Below are 18,345 nucleotides of genomic sequence, written 5' to 3'. Positions count from 1 at the left end.
GGGGAGATCTGGTCTGTAGTAAATCCTAGACTTAAGTAAACTTGAATTATTTTGACTTGTTGAATTGCCATGGAGTTATATTCCCAATAACCATTAATCAATCGTGTTGGTGCAATTTACTTCTTTTTTTCGTAATATCGTAATACCCGAGGACTTACTTTTGTTAGCTGAGCGAGTTCACCAATACGCAAAGGTTTAAAAGCCTCCTTTTATCTATTTGTTGTACTTATTATAAACCTTGACATCAATGTCAAGGTCAAGTGATTTGATTAGTGGTTTATTTTATCCTAATATAAATTTTCAACGTTAGTGACATTAGGAATGGTTATTTACGTGTAAACTGTATGAACAAAATCGTTTTTCAATCTTTGCTACCCACGCTATTCTTCTCTCTCCTATATAAAGCCATCATTTATATAAGGATAAGGTTAATGAAATAACCTTATTGGATATTTTGGGTACAGAGCGAGATGAGATTGTAGACCTTGTTCAAATGAAAATTGAAAAGAAACGAATCATGAACCATCTGCACATTTTGGATGATCGGGAGCAAGAGGTAATTCGGAATCGGTTTGGATTGGATGGTTTAGAGGAAAGAACACAAAGGGAGATAGCAAAAGAATTAGGAATATCTCGGTCCTATGTATCACGTATTGAGAAGCGGGCGTTAATTAAGTTATTTCATGAATTTTATCGGAAGCCATGGAAAAAACAGCAGTGATAAACACTGCTGTTTTTTCTATGCAGCTTGCGAACATCTGGAAATCCAGTGCTACATCGAGCTCTAGGGAATGCCTACTGGGAATCTCTAGGATTTAAAAGTGTGATACAACATTACTACTTACATCGTTCGACATAGATGAACCGCCGTATACCGAACAGTACATACGGTGGTGTGAAAGTCGGTAGTTAGTCACTCCCTCCTACTCTATCTGCTATTTGAATAGTTGAAGCAAAGAAAATACAGCACCACATATAGACGCAGCATGACTCAACATTTCTAAGAAATAAATAAGGGCAGCCCAAAGGCTTCCCTTATTTATTAAAAATGAAGATAACAAATGAGGCTATCAGGATTGGCAATCCAGCAACCCCCCACAAGCAAGGTTACAAAAGTGATCAGTTCGCTCCATGTTACATTTTTTGTTCTCCATTTTCAATCACAATGGAGAACAATCTCTTTGTCTAACCAAGTTCTATCCATAAAATAATTTTGAATCCAATACCATAGGTGTAAAAATAAGCTGAGAAACCTGTCATGGTCTCATTTGATACACTTTTTATCTTTACCCTCCTTATCTATTTTTTGATGTCCTTCTTTATCGGTGTTATAGTTATGAATAATACATAATTTGTGTTTATTTTCTATCATATTCCATATTTGACAGATTATCAGATTGATTTCTTCCCACTTTTGAAACCGTTCTTGATTACTCATCACTGGCGGAATGATATTTACTTTTGGTGGCACAGGATCACCTCGTTTCATCCTATGCGAAAGAGGTTGGAGGACAACCCTATGAATAGAACTTGTATCTATTTACGAAAATCACGTGAAGACGTGGAAGCAGAAAAAAGAGGCGAAGGCGAAACGCTGGAAAAACACAAGAAAGCATTATTAAAAGCTGCGAAACAACAAAACCTAAACATCATTAAAATCAGGCAAGAAATTGTATCTGGGGAAAGTCTTATTCATCGTCCAGAAATGATGGAACTGTTGCGAGAAGTAGAAGCAAAAAAGTATGATGCTGTACTTGTCATGGACATGGACCGTCTTGGTCGCGGAAACATGAAGGAACAGGGATTAATATTAGAAACATTTAAAGAAGCAGATACAAAGATTATTACCCCTCGGAAAACGTATGATCTGCATGATGAATGGGATGAAGAATATAGCGAGTTTGAAGCTTTTATGGCTCGTAAAGAGTTAAAAATTATTACTCGTCGATTACAGGGTGGACGGGTTCGCTCTGTTGAGGAGGGCAACTATATTGGAACTCGCCCTCCCTATGGATATGAAATTAAAGAAGAAGGCAGAAGTCGATTTCTTATACCACATCCGGAACAAGCTCCAGTAGTCAAAATGATTTTTGAATGGTATACCTCTGATGATCCCAGTGAACGGATGGGCACAAAGAAAATCGCAAATAAACTCAATGAACTAGGATATCGAAGTTATACAGGCATCCCATGGAAAGGGTCTAGTGTGCTTGTTATCATTAAAAATGCAGTCTATACGGGTAAAGTGCAGTGGAAGAAAACCGCATACAAAAAATCAAAAGACCCAGAGAAACGAAGAGAAGCAAAAATGCGCCCACAATCCGAGTGGATAGAAGCGCAAGGAAAACATGAACCTCTGATATCCGAAGAATTGTATCAGAAAGCTCAAGGTATTTTAAAAAATAAATCCCATGTTCCTTATCGAGCAAATAACAAGATAACAAATCCCTTAGCAGGATTGGTCCGATGTGCGAAATGTAATTCATCCATGGTTTTACGACCAACCAATAAACAAAAACCTCATCTCATCTGTCAAGACACGATTTGCAATAACAAAAGTACTCGGTTTGAATATGTAGAGCAGACACTAATGCTTCATTTAAAAGAATGGCTCAGTCAGTATAAGTTGCAGTGGGAACAAGGAAGTATAGATGAACCCTCTCAAAATAAAATCCAAGTTTATCAGACAAGCCTCAAGAATCTGGAACAAGAGTGGAAAAATTTAAACGATCAAAAGGGACGGTTGCATGATCTATTGGAACGTGGCATTTATGATGATGATACTTATATCGAGCGGTCCAACTATATTACAGACAAGCTCGCAGAAACAAAAAAGAAAATCAATCAAATTGAAAATGAACTCTCACTTGAAAACGATCGAATGGTTGCAAAAGTAAAAATCATCCCCCAGATTGAGAACGTCATGGATTTATACAAAAACACTTCTGATCCCAAAGTAAAAAACAACCTGCTCAAATCTGTTCTGGATAAGTGCATCTACAACAAAGAAAAATGGCAAGCAGGCAACGATTTCACACTTGATATCTATCCAAAACTTTAATACCTTTGCAATATTTCCTTATTGGTTAGTTAATTACTATATTCTTATTCAGACTTGGAGAAATTGGTTTATTCATTGCGAAACGCCATCCTTTCCAATAGAAAGAATAGCGTTTTTTCTGATGTTATGACTATGGCTTGAGCCGATGGGATTAAGCAACCAAAAGCGAAATATGGGGTCAGATGCAAGGCATCCCATCAGTGTCTTTACTATTCCTCTACTGGGATTATTGTCTCTGGATTCTATTTATCGCGTGAATTTATTTCAGGATTGTCCAAATGACCGCTTAGCCGGCCAAGATCCTTGAAGTTTGCAGATTTGTATAATTTGTCCGGTGTGATACGCATCGTGAAGAATGAGACTGTATAACCACATGTCGACAGGGTCCGGAACTTCGCGCTCTAAGTCATAATCGCTGTACCCAGCAATGATATTGCGAATCGATTGATGTAGGTCGTCCAGTTTCTTAACAGATTCTTCCCAAGCTGACGGTTCCACGGAAGTGACTGCAAATGTGTCGTTGTTTGTCACACCTTGAGGATTCTCGGCTTCTTCACCCGTTAGACGCTTCAGGAACCGTTCCTTGTAAAACGTCAAATGGTGAACATTCTCCCAGATCGTATTGATCGAAGCGTCTTCAGGCTTCCAATTCGCTTGCTCCGCCGTAACGCCTTTGAGCACCTCGGCCAACGGCGGATACCAGTCTTCTTTGTCGTAACCAATTTCCCATCCGTGCAATAAAAATGCCTTCTTGTCCATACGAGTCCTCCTTAAATGAAAATATGTAATGACTAAAAACTAAATTGATAATTAGAACTTAGTATCATATGCGGTCAGAAGAAGCACCCAGCGATATAAGAGAAAAATGGTCTTGAATGGATGTTGATTATGATTATAACACTTCTACTCATCTTGCAACGTAGTTAAAAAATAAACCTAAAAGGGTTTATTTGATGTGCTTACTTTTACAACATCTTTAAGAAATAGGCCCAGTGACAGGGTTCCTACCATTAACCGCAAAGTAGCATAGATCATTCTTCCAATTTGAATGTTCTATTTATGAGAAATCAAATTAAACCGAAGTGACAATAAGAATCTTAGAGAAGATTTGCTTTAAATTGTTGAACAAATTGGTTGAAGTCGAAGTTCATAGTAGAGAACTGAGAAATCCATTCTTCTTGTAGAACCTCCATCGTGTTCAACGATGTATCTAAAATCGCAATACTGTCAGATTGGACTCTTCTTGACCTATCCCTACGAATAGGTGGAACCAATATATTTAAACCTAAATATGTTGTTTTACTGTATACTTTAGGACCATTTAAGTGATGGTAATGACCTGAAATAAGGTATTTTGGTTTTATTCTTTCAATAAGAGTCGATATTTTTCTTGAGCCTTGTACCTGTCCTGTAAAACTAATCCCTATTCCATATGGAGCATCATGAGTCACTAGAATATCTAATTCTCCGACTGGGCTATGTAATAACTTGTCATATACCTCTTCATTTATGGATGTTTCATCTTCTTGTTCCGTCTCAATTCCACCTAAGAAGGAGATGTGATAATCATTAATTTTCATCGTAGTACCATCAACTACATAAGAGAAGAAACCAGTTTTGTCAACGCTTGTGATGTTACTCTTACTTATTTCATTTAACCAATGAAAGTCTTCGTGATTTCCTCTAATGAAATATATAGGTGTATGCAATTCTTCTTTTAGCAAATATAGATTATCAAGTAATTCTCCTTTTGCATGAATAAGCTTACTAAAATCAAGTTCAGTTGGATCCTCTAAAATAAACTTTTCGTTTCTCATTTCTTGAGTAGGAAAAGGATATGCTCCCAAATCACCAACTTGAATAATCATATCGAGTTGGTGATTTGTCTTTTGTTGTAAAGTTGCTAAAACAGCTAATGTGTGAAATACCCTCCCATGAATATCTCCTACAAATGCAATCTTCAAGCTAACACCTCTTTCATGTATTCTTTACAAATTACGCCTAGTGACAGGGTTGCTCCTCTAGTCAGTCAGATAGTTACCAATTTATGTAACAAATTAAATCCACTTGATTCTAATGTTCTAGTAACTCATCCGGACTCCAATTCCCCTTCAATAGGCTCTTCCTCCAATCTGAATAACTATTTTTGATTCTAATTGATTACTCATAAAAGAAGATCATTCGAATTGAAAGAATCATTTACATCTTCATGCTACTTTGCGGTCTATGGTGGGAACCCTGTCACTGGGCCAAATAGTAAGAAAGTTATTTAGAAATGCAGGATTCCTTAAAATCCTCTATCGACCCCCCATTAAATAAATTTTTTTATTGAGTGTCTTCGTCGCTTTTGTACTCCAAAATATCACCTGGCTGACAATCCAAAGTCTTACATATCGCTTCTAATGTTGAAAAACGAACCGCTTTTGCTTTCCCATTTTTCAGAACAGAAAGGTTTGCCATAGTAATTCCAACCCTCTTCGAAAGCTCCGTTACGCTCATTTTACGTTTTGCTAACATCACATCAATGTTAATAATAATCGTCATATCCTCGACCTCAGATCGTCAAATCATTTTCTGATTTTATGTTAATCGCTTCTTGTAGAAGCCGTTGGAGGATAGCAGCAAAAACGGCGATAACCAACGAAGCAAAAATGATGATGAGTCCCAATAATCCAATAGGAGGGTCAACTTTCTTCGCTATAAAATGAAAGAGTGGCAAGCCTAATACATACAAACCACTGATTGTAATCGCACAGTACTTTATGTTCTTTAACGCCTTTACAGATAAGTCTGAGAACGCTGTGCTCTCGTCAATGTACCGTAAAAGGTTGAAAGCATGATAGAGAGCAAGATAAAAAGGCACAGCCGCTCCATACATCACCATGAAAACGAGATATTTCATTGGGGCAATATTTGGATACAATTTTGCTGCAAAATTCGCCATATGGGGCACTAAAAATATACATAAAGCAAGAACAAGTAGTCCTATAATAAAAACAGTTATTTTTAAAAACAACGTTGTGACTTCCCTCAAAATAAACACCTCACTCATTTAAAAGGCAATATAATTTTAGCATTAATTTATCGTTTTACAATAAATTTGTATTGTTTTTTATTATATTATTATTGTTATTGCCAGTTACCATAAGGTCAAAGGAACTCTTATACCTTCGATCACATACATAAGGTCAAAGGTATCTCATTTCCTTCTTTATCCGTTCCGATCGGATCATGTAAGGATACATCTTTCCGTGCTTTTTTTAACGAACGTAAGTGCATTAGAATTTCTATACTAATGTCAATAGTGGTGCATGAAAGTTAAGTGCTAAGATGCAGCTGAGCTGGAGAAGTTTTGCAATATCATTTATTCCTTTTACCTTATCATTAGGGTGTAATGTCAATTAGCTCGAAACACAACTTCCAACGAAATCGGAGCCGCTGAATCCAGTTCGATTGGAATACCACTGTCTTCTTCAACATCATCATCTCTGATAATCGGCTCCAGATTATCGATCCGTCGCACAACAAGAGTGGTATGTGGTCGAGGCAGCCGACCGATATCTAGTGGTGGATCATGGTAAATGATATTGATTACTGCTACAAAAGTCTCCGGAATACTGACAAGACATGTGTCACCTACTGTCAGATGATGAGGTGCAGGATATGTGTAAAACAGCCCTTCCAACCACTCATCCGAATCTGGATCGATAGGAAATGCCTCTAGTCCAATCCATCCATACTTTGAGTCGGAATCAATCTTCTTCTCCCATGGCCAGTCCACCCACATATAATGGGGTGAAATATCTACAACCTGTGCGGTAGCTGGAGTGCACGCTATCCGCAAGATATCTCCCACCTGGTAGTCTTCGTTTATCACCTTTCTTTCATCCTCATCCAGTTTCTCTGCTCGGTATTTCCTTATTAACTCCTGTACACGCTTTGCTGCTGCTTCTATCTCATATGCTGTTGGTTTTTTTTGCATCAAAAATCCCCTTACATTGATCACTTATAGATCGGCCCTCATGCCTCGAATCGTTCACATACCACTTATATGGTTACGTTACTCCTCAAGCGTCGGAGGCTGGTTTCTAGCATATTTCCGTACCTCTCCAAAATGAATATACCACCCGTGTGCATATCTCAACTCCAAAATTAAATTTATAACAATAAAGCAGGTTATATACCTTTACAAAATTAAAACTTTCCACATAAGATATATAGCTATTGATACTGATAGGAGGAGGTGATTCGATGCTAATCTTCTTATTTTTAATTGCCCTTAAATTCATTTTACCTCGTTTTGGATTTGGCAAAGGTTTCATTTAATGATGTTATGTTGATATACTAGCCTGTCATGAACTGAAACCATCTATTTACATCACCTCTCCCACTATAAAATGTTCTCTAATATAGAGGACATTTTGCATCGTCCTCAGTAGTCTACTTTTACAATCTCCATAATCTCAAAGCCACCGTTCGAACACTCGCTCTGAAGGAGTGCCAAAATATCTAGAAAGAAACAACAACTCATGATCTGCTGTTTTTTCCAGAATTTATCGATTTTTGAGGGAAGACTAAAATCAGGAAGAAATTAAGTTACATAAAACTGCGCTTGCCAGATGCCAGAGAAGAAAGCAAAATGTTGGTTAGTTTTCTAACTCTAAAAAAACTCTTGGAAAAAATACAAAACTACTGCTACATAAAGAACAGTGTTTATCTTTAGAAATAAAAATAACTATTCTAATGTCTATAGTTGATAGGGCGATCCTTAATATTTCGTTCAGAGCAATCGACGGGAGTTGTTTTTGTTTTTACATGTTGCTACACAAAAGCTTCACTATTCTTCTTTAATCATCACGCTTTTAATCTATCCTGACAACATTTAGAGAAACATCTGCAAGTAAAAGCGCTTAGTTATCTTAAATTAAAACAGCCAACCTGATCGGTTGACAGCTGTACTACATCTATTGCTTCTTCCTCATTGATTTCTAATTGTTCTGTCTGCTTGTTGAATGTATATCCATATATAATAAAATCTCGAAGTACTTTTCCTTGTTTCGCTTTTTCTTTACGTCCTCGACTTGTACGCTCTTTAATCTTTGCTTTCTCAAACTCCGATATTGCACCACGCAGGCTATAAAACAAATTCCCTTCTGGGGTTTTCGCATATTCACCATTTACAAATTCCAACTTGATTTCTTTTTTGTCTAGCTCATCCGTAATGATAAGGTGATTCATTAGTTTTCTTGATAAACGGTCTGGATCGAGGCAAATGACTTAGTTGATCAACTCTTTACGCGCATCGTCTCTCAATTGCGTAAGGGCTGATCTATCAATAAATTCACCAGAAAACCCGTCATCTATATATTCAATTATCTCTGCACTGTTGGCTTTCTTCCTGCATTCCTTTATCTGATCCTGGAGACTGAACCCCTTCTTCGCTTGTTCTTCTGTACTCACTCGTGAGTAAATTCCAATCAACGCATAACTTCTCCTTTCTGTACTTTTCGATAAGAAAATTATAACAATTCCGACGGAGCTTATTCCCCAATTCACCTTGTATCAAAACAACAAGCATCTCATCACCACCTGATATATAGGTATGCGAGAGATGCTTGTACTACAGCGACATATGCTATTTTTTGTCTTCTTCTAGACTTTCCACGTGTCTTTTTAAAACAGTTACTACAACGCCAGAAGATAATAGAAGACGGTCTTCCAGAGTATTTCAGAAGAGAACCCAAATCATTACAAAAGAAATATGAACGAGAAGAACGGTGATTTGATATGAGATATCACAAAATGCAAAGGCGGGAATTCCACCTTTTTATTTATCTTCCAAAAACACATCAGTCTTTTGCAAATTGGGATTCATCGTTCGGATGCTGCTCTCATGCCCCAATACTAATTCAAATGATCTTGATATAGATCAATATACAATTGATTATTTGTACCAAGTACCATGTAGTTAACATTGTTATATACCAATTTTCGTTTAGCCAATTCATTTTCTAACCATTTCATAGTTAAATTTTTTTTCATTAAATTTTTGAATATTATTTCTCCATCCACAATCAATTCTACTGGAAATGAAATGTCAGATTTCTGGAATGCTAAGTCTTTTCGAGTTAATGGAAGATACATTGTTTTTTTTAAAACTGACAATCCACCGTCCATTTCCAGCACTGCGTATTCTACCTCATCCAGATCAAAAATATCTTTTTTTCTTAGATTTTGAGTCAATACTTCTAAACTCATATTGGTTTTAGATAGATTTTTTTCCAGAATTTTCCCTTTATCGATAAGGGTAATAGGTTGTCCAATAATCCATTTTTTAAAGGTATGGCTTTTTAAAGCAAGATGAGACAACAGAACAGAAAGGGTCACAAAGACTGTAAGAGAAACTGTTAAATTAAAAAAGTTAAGTTTAGTTTCAAAAGCGATGTTAGCTGCAATTGAACCTAAAGTGATATTAACAATATAATGTAAATAAGTCATACGGGAAATGAGTTGTTTTCCAATTATATGAATGCTTATTATGAGTAAGAATACAGATAATATGGTTCTTATAATGGTTTCTATTAAATCAGACATCATTCACCCCATATATAAGGACAAGTATTTGATACTCTCTAATTTTACCATTTTTACTGGTATCATATTCATCTCAGCACTTTCAATAAACAACACTCCTTCAACACTCCTCAACTCCACGACGACCATCTTTCAATTGAATGGTGTCCCCTTTTTTGAGTTTTGGAATCATTCGATCAACTCCTATGTATAAAATAGTCTTCTTTTTTTCTCATCATATTACCGAGCTATATTTTTCGGATTTGACTCCTTAGAGTTCGAATAACGAAATATAAATATAAACGAGATCTAATGATCCCGTTTATATCAATACAAAGGCCAAAGAAGGTGAGAACTTCCACGGATATAGCAATAATGAGAATGAAAAACCTTTACGAGAAAAAAACTAGCACAAACACCCATAAATAGCAGTAAAAACCACAGGATCTCAAAGTGCATAGAGATCCTGTGGTTTTATGTTAAGTGACGGGGATACTCAGGATTATTTAAGTTGATTGGATCTCAATCTTGGTAATATTAGAGCAACCATCTTCCAAAGTTTAGCAATAGGAACTAGAAAATAAGACGGAGTTTATCACTCATTCACCCGGTATCAACAAGCATCTCATCACCAACTAATATATAGGCTTAAATGAGATGCTTGTACTACAGCGATATATGCTATTTTCATCTTATTCGACTAGTCTTTTGATGACTTTCTCAAAGCTCTATCATGCTAAGATTTCAGTTGATCGTTATGTATTTTTAATCCGATAGATAAGACTCTTCAATCCATTTGCGTCTTGCCGCTCTCCTGACAATACTCCTCCTATCTTCTCTACAGCCCGTTGTGACCGGAAATTGTTCGGCCCAACCAAAAAAATGGCGGTATCAACAAACTTGAACGCATGTGCTAACATAAGCCGTTTCAGTTCTTTATTATATGTGCCTCCCCAGTGGGATCTGGCAAGGAATGTCCACCCTATCTCGATCTCCTTTCGCTCTTCTTTGTAGTCATGATAACGGGAAGACCCAATTAAACGGTTTGTCTTATTGTCAATCACCACCAATGCTCCTTTTGAGTTCAAGGCATCACGAAAGAAGATCCTAAATTCATCTTCTTTGTAACGATTCTTTTGTGGGTGCTGCTTCCAAATGAATGGATCCGATGCTACAGCATAAAGCTCTGTGAAATCATCTTCCTTTAAAGGTCTGATCTCGATAAGTTCGCTCTTCAAGTGTGGCTGAAAGTTGAAGTTTTTTTCAGCATCATCTGAGCGTCCACAAAATTGTTTCATTGTTTTGTCATTATTATCCAAATTCGATCGTCTCCTTTCGAGCTGATTCATCCGATAGATAGATACCATCTATCGGTTTTCTTTTCACAGTTGCTTATAAAGTTCTTTCCAACCACTACTTTTCAATTTACTAACAAACCTATCAAACTGGTTCGAACTGAGTGCACGAATATCTTCAAAAACAATCGTAAAACGTTTTTGTTTCACATCATAAATGACTCGCTCAACGTCATGCTCGAAACCATCTCCATCCAAGGCAAGGGACATACCTATTTGTGGGATAAAATCAAGATCTACAGATTTTCGGAGATGAAGATACTTATCCTTTACCACTCCGGTATTAACAACATATTGGCTCATTGTAAATTCCATGATCATCCTTCTCCCTTTATATGTTATTGATTTCTTCCTCTTCTGAATGTTTTTCGATCCATTTTCTTTTCCCTCAAAGATCGTTATGATAAATATCTAACCGTCTCTCAACCCAACTAAGGGGTATTAAACAATGGTCAAAAAGGGTAGCGGAACGCGATCCAAGTGTGCATTCTGTGGTCGCACGCCAGCCCAATCCATTGGAAAAAAAGACGGGAAGACCGTTCCCGCGTGCCAGATACATGCAGGAAAGGTTGAGTAATAAGAACAGATACCAAGTTCCTTAGAGGGAATTGTTGATGTCCATCCAGTCTCCGCCACCTTCTAGTTAAACGGAGGCGCCGGGTAGCTGTTGAGACTTTCGCATTCAGCAATGTGACTCCGCTACCCGGATCCGAATACAATATAAGTTCCATATATAGATAAAAAAAGCCGTCAATTCATCTATGAAAAACTGACGGTTTTTTTCACATCCTCAAACGGAACCAACTCATGATAATCATCCTTACATATCACTTGATAATGTTTTAATTCTACGATTGATGTACTATACAACTCCATACTGACCACATTTCAATTGAATCGTGTCCCCTTTTTTGAGTTTTGGAAGCATTCTATCAACTCTATTATCAATAACATGCTCTTTCTTGCGTTCTGAATCAAATAGAGATCCAACCACAATATGAACAACGTACCGATTCTGTTGGATGAATGTGAGAGTAGTTCTTTTCAAAATTAACGATAATAGTTGATAGGTAAAGTTCAATCATCATTGAAATCTGAGCATTATTGTGGCTACAATGGATCTGGAGGTAGATTTCATGGACTCAAACTTATTTACCATTCCCAAATGGTTTCGTATTGCGATTCAAGCCGTAGTAGTAATTGCCGAATCGGATGGATCCTGTTCTAGTAGTTCAATTGCGCAAGAACTAAAAACACACGCGGCATTTCTTCGTAGAGTAATGTCCCAGCTTCTTCCCGCTAACATTGTGAATGCTCGTGAAGGGCGATCAGGTGGATATCGACTTGCACGACCAGCTCATCATATTAAACTTTCTGAAGTATATCTTGCAGTGAAACAAGTCAATCCATCAGAAAAGACTGATAGTCTGCAAGAAAACAGACAAGTTCAGTATATATTAAATCAAATATCTGATGAATTTGAAGCGGCTCTACTCGTTATTTTAGAACAATATACAATCGCTTCTATGTTAGACGAACAAGAATCGATCATCGATCATCTTGTATAATCCGCCTTTCTTTTGTGAAAGGGGATTTTTTATTTTTTTCTTTTTACTGAGCTTGACACAGTAACAGTTATCGGATTAAACTGTGATTGTAATAGTAACAATTATATCGAATGGCGATCAACGGGAGGGCTTATTATGAAAGCTATACAGATTCATCAATATGGAGATGTCGATACATTGAATTTTGAAGAGGTTCCTAAACCAGCACCTGATTCTGAAGAAGTGCTTATCCGCGTGCATGCTGCAGGTGTGAATCCGGCTGATTTTCGTGGAAGACAAGGCTTAGCGAAATCGATCTGGGATTCGAATCCATTCCCAATTATTCTTGGCTATGATATTTCTGGAGAAATCGTAGAAATCGGGAAAGGTGTTTCAGATTTTAAGATAGGGGATGAAGTATATGGAATGATTCGATTCCCTTATATCGGAGGAGGATATGCGGAATTTACCACAGCACCCGTGAGCCAAATTGCCTTAAAACCATCTTCAATGGATCATTTACAAACAGCTGCACTGCCTATGCCCGCGCTTACAGCGTGGCAAGCTCTTTTTGATAAAGGAAATCTTCAGTCGGGTCAAACTATCCTTATTCATGGAGCTTCCGGTGGTGTAGGGCATATTGCAGTACAGTTGGCAAAATGGAAAGGAGCACATGTCATTGGGACAGCTTCAGCTAATAATGTTGAATTTTTGCGCAAACTCGGTGTAGATACAATTATTGATTACACCAGCCAATCATTAGAAGCAGTAGTCGGTGATAATGAAGTAGATCTCGTTTTATATGGTATTCCGACTACAAGCGCTGATATAAGTTTAGAACCTTCTGTAAGGGTATTAAAACCACAGGGTACTTTTGTTTCTATTGTAAAAAATTTGGAGTCTGAATTAAACAGTAAGCTCGCGATCGAAAAAGAGATTAAAAGTTACTTTTTTTCTGTTCAACCGAACGCATCCCAATTGATTGAGATCGCCAAGATTGTGGATTTGGGAATGCTTACTACTCAAATTCAAACCGTGCTTCCCCTTCAACAGGTTCGTCAAGCACACCAATTGTTGGAGACTGGACACGTACGCGGAAAAATTGTTTTGCAAATAGATAAATCATAAATACTAATCACATACACCAATTAGCGGATTTTTGCCTAATCCTTCGAAAGGGATGAAATTAGGTTTGATAAAAAAATAGTTTACAAATTATTCAATATTTCGTGAGGTGTGATTAAATTACCCAATGAAAAACAAGTCTCTTCTATATGTAACGATTGCACTAGACTCCTACTGGCGAGAGGTGATCGATATCAATAAAGAAGGACACCATATCAGTATTCGTTCGTTTGAGGAGATTGACGCATTTGCTGCTGAAGTTTGTCAAAATGGTCGATTTCAGATCCGAGTATGCTTTCAAGATGAGCTTACGGAATCAGCTACAGATGGGCTTCTGATATGCGAAGAACCAGTAGTCCCGATGCTAGCTGAACGCTGGTCGTTGAGTCCAATGTCACTGATGACCCGCACAATCCTGTTGAACGTCGATCGTGCTAAAACGGCGCATCAAATCGAAGAGCTTGGAGCCGCTGGTGCTATCGAGGGAAATCGTTATTGGACTTGGCGCACCGAGCGAAATGATTCTCTAGGAGGACGGCTTTTTGGACGAAAGGATATCGCAAGCAAAATCAAAGCTTCCTGGACAAGATCTAGTATCTGGGAAAGCGAACGATACTGTCTGATGGAGCACGAAACCCATCCTACACTGCCGTTATTACTTGCAGCATACCTGGATGCCTACCATGTCTTCTTAGATAGTACACAGTAAATTAATAATACTGTTGAGTTCAATGGGCTTGGGGGATCAGAATCATACATATTTGAAATTCATCCCCCATCATCTGGATATTTACAACTGGTTAAAAGTATAGCTAATTTTTTGTTGGTTTGTTGAAAAATGATCTCAAGTAATAAAAGATCACCTCAAGAACAGAATTCAAGTTTATCCAGTATTTTCAGACTGTGTTTTATATATGAACACAGTCTGATCCTTATAAAGAACGTTCGTATCTGCACTGTAGTTATGCACTACTACAGAAATTAGGATAACCTTCCTATTTCCATGGTGAAGTCTCAACCTCCAAGAAGCTTACTACGGGCTCAAGGAGTTGAAGGAAATCGAAGAGTCGAACGATCTGAAGTTGCGGACGAGGGCACTCGAACGTATTGATCATCGACTGTCCGCGATCAAGAAGAGATCCGAGCTGCAAGAGGCAACGGTGGTGTTTTACTGGAATATCAACAGATTCTTAGCACAACACCATCGCCACTCATTATATGACTTAGTTAGAAATATATTTAAAACGTGTAGATTTCTACACGATCATCATACAGCACTATTTCCCTTACCACTTGGCGGATTAGATGTTGTTTGTCTTCAAGTGTTAACTCTTGTTCACCCTTTTTGCTTAAATAATACTCCGCTGCTTCCCTCAATACTTCCGCTGTATAATGATGCTCCTCATCTTGTTTCACTTTCTGCTGTAACTTCAACAACTTCTGTTTCAATTCGTTTTCTTTATCCTTCAGCTCTCGAATGGATTGTTTTATTTCCTCTTCTGTCATGTCCTCATCATCTGCATATGCAAATAGTTTTAATACCTTTTTCCTTGCCTTTTTCGTCTTTTCAATCTCTCGCTCTAATCTTTCCATTTCTACTTGTTCAAATGTTGCAATTTCATCTTCTGGAGTGAGTCGATCTGCAATAGTAGCTGTAATCTCATCTGGCTGATCCAACCACTCTAATAACTGTTTCCAAACATATGTATCCAGTTCCTCACACTTCATACGAAAACCACAACCTGGATGTTTTGCTCCAGAATAATTTTTCTTATCCGTATACTCAAACTCGTATTTACCCCAATTTCTTGCCTTTCTTCCAGTTAGGGTATTACCGCATTTCCCACAACGTAATAGCCCGCTTAATAAATACGAATATAAACTCTCTTTCGCAAAACGTCTTCTCGAATCTTTTATTAATTTTTGTGCATGGTGATAAGTAGCTTCATCAACTATAGGAGGACAAGAAATTTTTATCCATTCTTCTTTTGATCGTAGTTTCATGGATACCTTTTCTTCCTTGGAGCGGAATTGGTTACCCAGCATCCCTTCTGTATTCCACTTATTCTGATAAAATTCGCCCATATAAACAGGATTTAATATGATTTGCCGCACCACTTGTCGATGCCAAACTTTAGCACCTCTTTTGGTTGGTATGCCTTGAGCTGTGAGAAGTTTTGCAATACCATTTATTCCTTTTACCTTATCATTCGGTTTAGTAAATAGATCGAAGATTAGTTTTACTACTTTTGCTTCTTCCTCATTGATTTCTAATTGTTCTGTCTGCTTGTTGTATGTATATCCATATATAATAAAATCTCGAAGTACTTTTCCTTGTTTCGCTTTTTCTTTACGTCCTCGACTTGTACGCTCTTTTATCTTTGCTTTCTCAAACTCCGATATTGCACCTCGGAGGCTATAAAATAAATTTCCTTCCGGAGTTTTCGCATATTCACCATTTACAAATTCCAACTTGATTTCTTTTTTATCTAATTCATCTGTAATGATAAGCTGGTTCATTAGTTTTCTTGATAAACGGTCTGGATCGAGACAGATAACCTTGTTTATCAACCCTTTACGGGCATCTTCCCTCAATTGCGTAAGTGCTGGACGATCAATAAACTCACCAGAAAAACCATCATCTATATATTCAATTATCTCTGAACTGTTTGCTTTCTTCCTGCATTCCTTTATCTGATCCTGGAGACTGAAACCCTTCTTCGCTTGTTCTTCTGTACTCACACGTGCGTAAATTCCAATCAATGCATAACTTCTCCCTTCTGTATTTCTCGATAAGGAAATTGTAGCAATTCCGGCGAAGTTTGTCCGCTAATTCACCTTGTACCATAACAACAAGCATCTCATCACCACCTAATATATAGGTATGCGAGAGATGCTTGTCCTACAGCGCCAGATGCCTATCAACTGCATCATTAAATACCCTATTCACTATCTCATCTGAAGTTTTTCTCTAATGATGGGATTTGATGACGTTTTGATACTTAGATTTCTTCATTGTTCGTCTCCTTTCAGAAAAGCCGAACTAACGTCCCTCCGCACAGAGCTGACAGGAGCTGCAGATCGGCGTGGGTGAGAAGATCATCACCCGTCCAAGCGGCGATAAGGTGCGGGAATCGCTAAAGAATCTGCATTTCCTCCTCCCTAGCTTCCTCAAGGTCGGAGAGATCAGGCGGAAGGCTGCAACAACACCAGTTGATGTTACCTAATCTTCGGGCGGATCAATCCTAGGATGAAACCTCGTCGCCTCCTGTTTGCTATCCGCCGAATAATCGTATCATTAGGTACTAACTCTACAGCAACACAGCAAAAAGCTACTGACGGAGCATAATATCAGTAGCTTTATCTATTTAATTTGTATTATTTTTGACTCCGGGCGAGCGCTGGTGGGTTGCCCCACCAACACTGCCCGGTACCGACTATCGGAAACCGAACTTCTCCTCCAGTCGGTCGGCGAGCCACAACCCGAGGTCGCGCTGGTACCGCGCATCCTCAAGGGAATTGTGGAGACCCGCCTTCTGCTCTGGCCGCTCGGGGTTACCGAGAAGAAGCCGGACAGTTTCGACATCATGTGCGTACATCGGGGCCTTGGAGTTCAACATACCTCCAAAGATCCCATCGAGAATCACCTTATCGTAAGCGGGGCACCATCCCCACAACTCACGACCCTTGTTCCGCTCAAAGTACGCCTCGATGTCGTTGGCGATGATCTCCAACGACTTGACATCGGGATGCAACAGGTCAAGCGAGCCTTCCCTTGTGGGGAGATGCGCCCAGACGTTGTCCACCAGGAACTGGTCGGCCAGCAGTTTCTGCTGGTCGACCTCAGCCGACACCGCGTAGTACTCCTCCGTCGGAGATACAAAGCCGATGGAGATCATCTCCAGGCCATTGAACTCCAAGTCGAAGAACACTCCATCGCGGATAGACTGGATGTTCATCATGATGCAATCCTTCGGGGTCTTTGGCTGGTCTGGTGCCAGCCTATACCCTACGGGTTTCCCTAAGGATTGTTACTGCGATTAAACAAGGCCCTACGGGCTTTTTTCTCTGAGCTTCAAACAGAGATTAAATTTATTATACCGAATCAATAGAATTTTCATCAATAAATCTATTTGTCCACTTGAATTGTTCTGTTAAATAAGACTAGATAACAAAACGACCCAATCAAATAATTGTCTTATTATCAATCAGCTCCAACACTCTTGCTTCATCCGTTAAATAAAATCCTCTTAGCTGTTCTTGCTATATGTATTTTATCAATTTGTGTGGAAGAAAAAGCAACATCAGAGTTTGTTTGCGGAATAAAACAACAAAAACAGGGAGGTAAGCTACCTTCCTGTTTTTTCTATGGGTATTCCATTATTAGCACCGGGAACCGCTCAGACAGGCTAGAGAATCGCTTATGGGCGAAACACTAAAGCCGAATCTAAGTCAGTCCCCCCACGGGTTTGTGGTCATGAGTGTTCATCTAATTTCCTTGTCGCCGTGGCCTTTGGCGATCCCAGAAATAGAAGAACCCCGGAGTGTACTGAACCCCAAAAGCCATGGATATAGCAATAATGAGAATGAAAAACCTTTGGAAACACTGCTAAAAATGCCCAAAGAAGATAAAGGGAAGTTTTTCACGCCAAGGGAATAAAGCTTGCCAATTCATATAGGGTTG

17 protein-coding genes and 2 pseudogenes are annotated in these 18,345 nt (G+C 38.4%); 6 read left to right on the top strand and 13 right to left on the bottom strand.

Going from position 1 to position 18,345, the window contains the following annotated elements:
- Window positions 1–116: 116 nt before the first annotated feature.
- Complete coding sequence (locus MK805_RS18100; RefSeq protein ID WP_420833045.1) at window positions 117–191, bottom strand: MerR family DNA-binding transcriptional regulator; 75 nt, start codon at window positions 189–191, stop codon at window positions 117–119.
- A gap of 239 nt (window positions 192–430) precedes the next feature.
- On the opposite strand from MK805_RS18100, the pseudogene MK805_RS02040 reads away from it, so the two are divergent.
- Window positions 431–721: pseudogene (locus MK805_RS02040) on the top strand (sigma-70 family RNA polymerase sigma factor); the annotation flags it as partial.
- Between the two features lie 543 nt (window positions 722–1,264).
- Here MK805_RS02040 and MK805_RS02035 read toward each other — a convergent pair.
- The gene (locus MK805_RS02035; RefSeq protein WP_240873531.1) at window positions 1,265–1,471 is read right to left on the bottom strand and encodes a hypothetical protein; all 207 of its coding nucleotides are present in this window, start codon (window positions 1,469–1,471) and stop codon (window positions 1,265–1,267) included.
- A gap of 48 nt (window positions 1,472–1,519) precedes the next feature.
- Here MK805_RS02035 and MK805_RS02030 point away from each other — a divergent pair, with 48 nt between their 5' ends.
- Window positions 1,520–3,061 (top strand): recombinase family protein, encoded by a 1,542-nt coding sequence (locus MK805_RS02030; protein WP_240873530.1) that lies wholly within the window; start codon window positions 1,520–1,522, stop codon window positions 3,059–3,061.
- Between the two features lie 264 nt (window positions 3,062–3,325).
- Here the strand turns inward: MK805_RS02030 and MK805_RS02025 are convergent, their stop codons facing one another.
- From MK805_RS02025 to MK805_RS01985, 9 genes and pseudogenes are all read right to left on the bottom strand, one after another.
- Entirely contained in the window at window positions 3,326–3,820 is a 495-nt protein-coding gene (locus MK805_RS02025; RefSeq protein WP_240873529.1) for a DinB family protein, read from the bottom strand.
- Window positions 3,821–4,158: 338 nt separating this feature from the next.
- A complete protein-coding gene (locus MK805_RS02020; RefSeq protein WP_240873528.1) occupies window positions 4,159–5,025 on the bottom strand; it encodes a metallophosphoesterase family protein in 867 nt (288 codons plus the stop codon).
- Between the two features lie 361 nt (window positions 5,026–5,386).
- Window positions 5,387–5,605 carry a helix-turn-helix domain-containing protein gene (locus MK805_RS02015; protein ID WP_240873527.1) on the bottom strand — a complete coding sequence of 73 codons (219 nt, stop codon included), beginning with the start codon at window positions 5,603–5,605 and terminating at the stop codon, window positions 5,387–5,389.
- A 10-nt stretch (window positions 5,606–5,615) separates the two neighbouring features.
- Complete coding sequence (locus MK805_RS02010; RefSeq protein WP_240873526.1) at window positions 5,616–6,113, bottom strand: DUF2975 domain-containing protein; 498 nt, start codon at window positions 6,111–6,113, stop codon at window positions 5,616–5,618.
- Window positions 6,114–6,458: 345 nt separating this feature from the next.
- Window positions 6,459–7,043 carry a hypothetical protein gene (locus MK805_RS02005; protein WP_240873525.1) on the bottom strand — a complete coding sequence of 195 codons (585 nt, stop codon included), beginning with the start codon at window positions 7,041–7,043 and terminating at the stop codon, window positions 6,459–6,461.
- 959 nt (window positions 7,044–8,002) lie between these two features.
- Window positions 8,003–8,542, bottom strand: a pseudogene (locus tag MK805_RS02000) (recombinase family protein); the annotation flags it as partial.
- A 423-nt stretch (window positions 8,543–8,965) separates the two neighbouring features.
- Window positions 8,966–9,658 (bottom strand): DUF421 domain-containing protein, encoded by a 693-nt coding sequence (locus MK805_RS01995; RefSeq protein WP_240873524.1) that lies wholly within the window; start codon window positions 9,656–9,658, stop codon window positions 8,966–8,968.
- Window positions 9,659–10,389: 731 nt separating this feature from the next.
- Window positions 10,390–10,932 (bottom strand): GNAT family N-acetyltransferase, encoded by a 543-nt coding sequence (locus tag MK805_RS01990; protein ID WP_240873523.1) that lies wholly within the window; start codon window positions 10,930–10,932, stop codon window positions 10,390–10,392.
- Between the two features lie 84 nt (window positions 10,933–11,016).
- Window positions 11,017–11,304: a hypothetical protein gene (locus tag MK805_RS01985; RefSeq protein ID WP_240873522.1), complete on the bottom strand. Its 288-nt coding sequence runs from the start codon at window positions 11,302–11,304 to the stop codon at window positions 11,017–11,019.
- An 821-nt stretch (window positions 11,305–12,125) separates the two neighbouring features.
- On the opposite strand from MK805_RS01985, the gene MK805_RS01980 reads away from it, so the two are divergent.
- The 3 genes from MK805_RS01980 to MK805_RS01970 all read left to right on the top strand — a co-directional run bounded on the left by MK805_RS01980 (window position 12,126) and on the right by MK805_RS01970 (window position 14,370).
- Window positions 12,126–12,557: an RrF2 family transcriptional regulator gene (locus MK805_RS01980; protein WP_240873521.1), complete on the top strand. Its 432-nt coding sequence runs from the start codon at window positions 12,126–12,128 to the stop codon at window positions 12,555–12,557.
- Window positions 12,558–12,692: 135 nt separating this feature from the next.
- Entirely contained in the window at window positions 12,693–13,664 is a 972-nt protein-coding gene (locus MK805_RS01975; protein ID WP_240873520.1) for an NADP-dependent oxidoreductase, read from the top strand.
- Between the two features lie 124 nt (window positions 13,665–13,788).
- A complete protein-coding gene (locus tag MK805_RS01970; RefSeq protein WP_240873519.1) occupies window positions 13,789–14,370 on the top strand; it encodes a hypothetical protein in 582 nt (193 codons plus the stop codon).
- A 530-nt stretch (window positions 14,371–14,900) separates the two neighbouring features.
- Here the strand turns inward: MK805_RS01970 and MK805_RS01965 are convergent.
- On the bottom strand, window positions 14,901–16,424 hold the full coding sequence (locus MK805_RS01965; protein ID WP_240873518.1) for a recombinase family protein: 1,524 nt from the start codon (window positions 16,422–16,424) through the stop codon (window positions 14,901–14,903).
- A gap of 674 nt (window positions 16,425–17,098) precedes the next feature.
- Entirely contained in the window at window positions 17,099–17,623 is a 525-nt protein-coding gene (locus MK805_RS01960) for a 3'-5' exoribonuclease domain-containing protein (RefSeq protein WP_240873517.1), read from the bottom strand.
- A 461-nt stretch (window positions 17,624–18,084) separates the two neighbouring features.
- On the opposite strand from MK805_RS01960, the gene MK805_RS01955 reads away from it, so the two are divergent.
- Window positions 18,085–18,321, top strand: coding sequence for a hypothetical protein (locus MK805_RS01955; RefSeq protein ID WP_240873516.1), 237 nt, complete (start codon window positions 18,085–18,087; stop codon window positions 18,319–18,321).
- The last annotated feature ends 24 nt before the right edge of the window (window positions 18,322–18,345 follow it).

Source organism: Shimazuella soli (genome assembly GCF_022511585.1).
GTDB classification, from domain to species: domain Bacteria; phylum Bacillota; class Bacilli; order Thermoactinomycetales; family Thermoactinomycetaceae; genus Shimazuella; species Shimazuella soli.
This window is presented reverse-complemented; position numbering and strand designations above follow the sequence as displayed.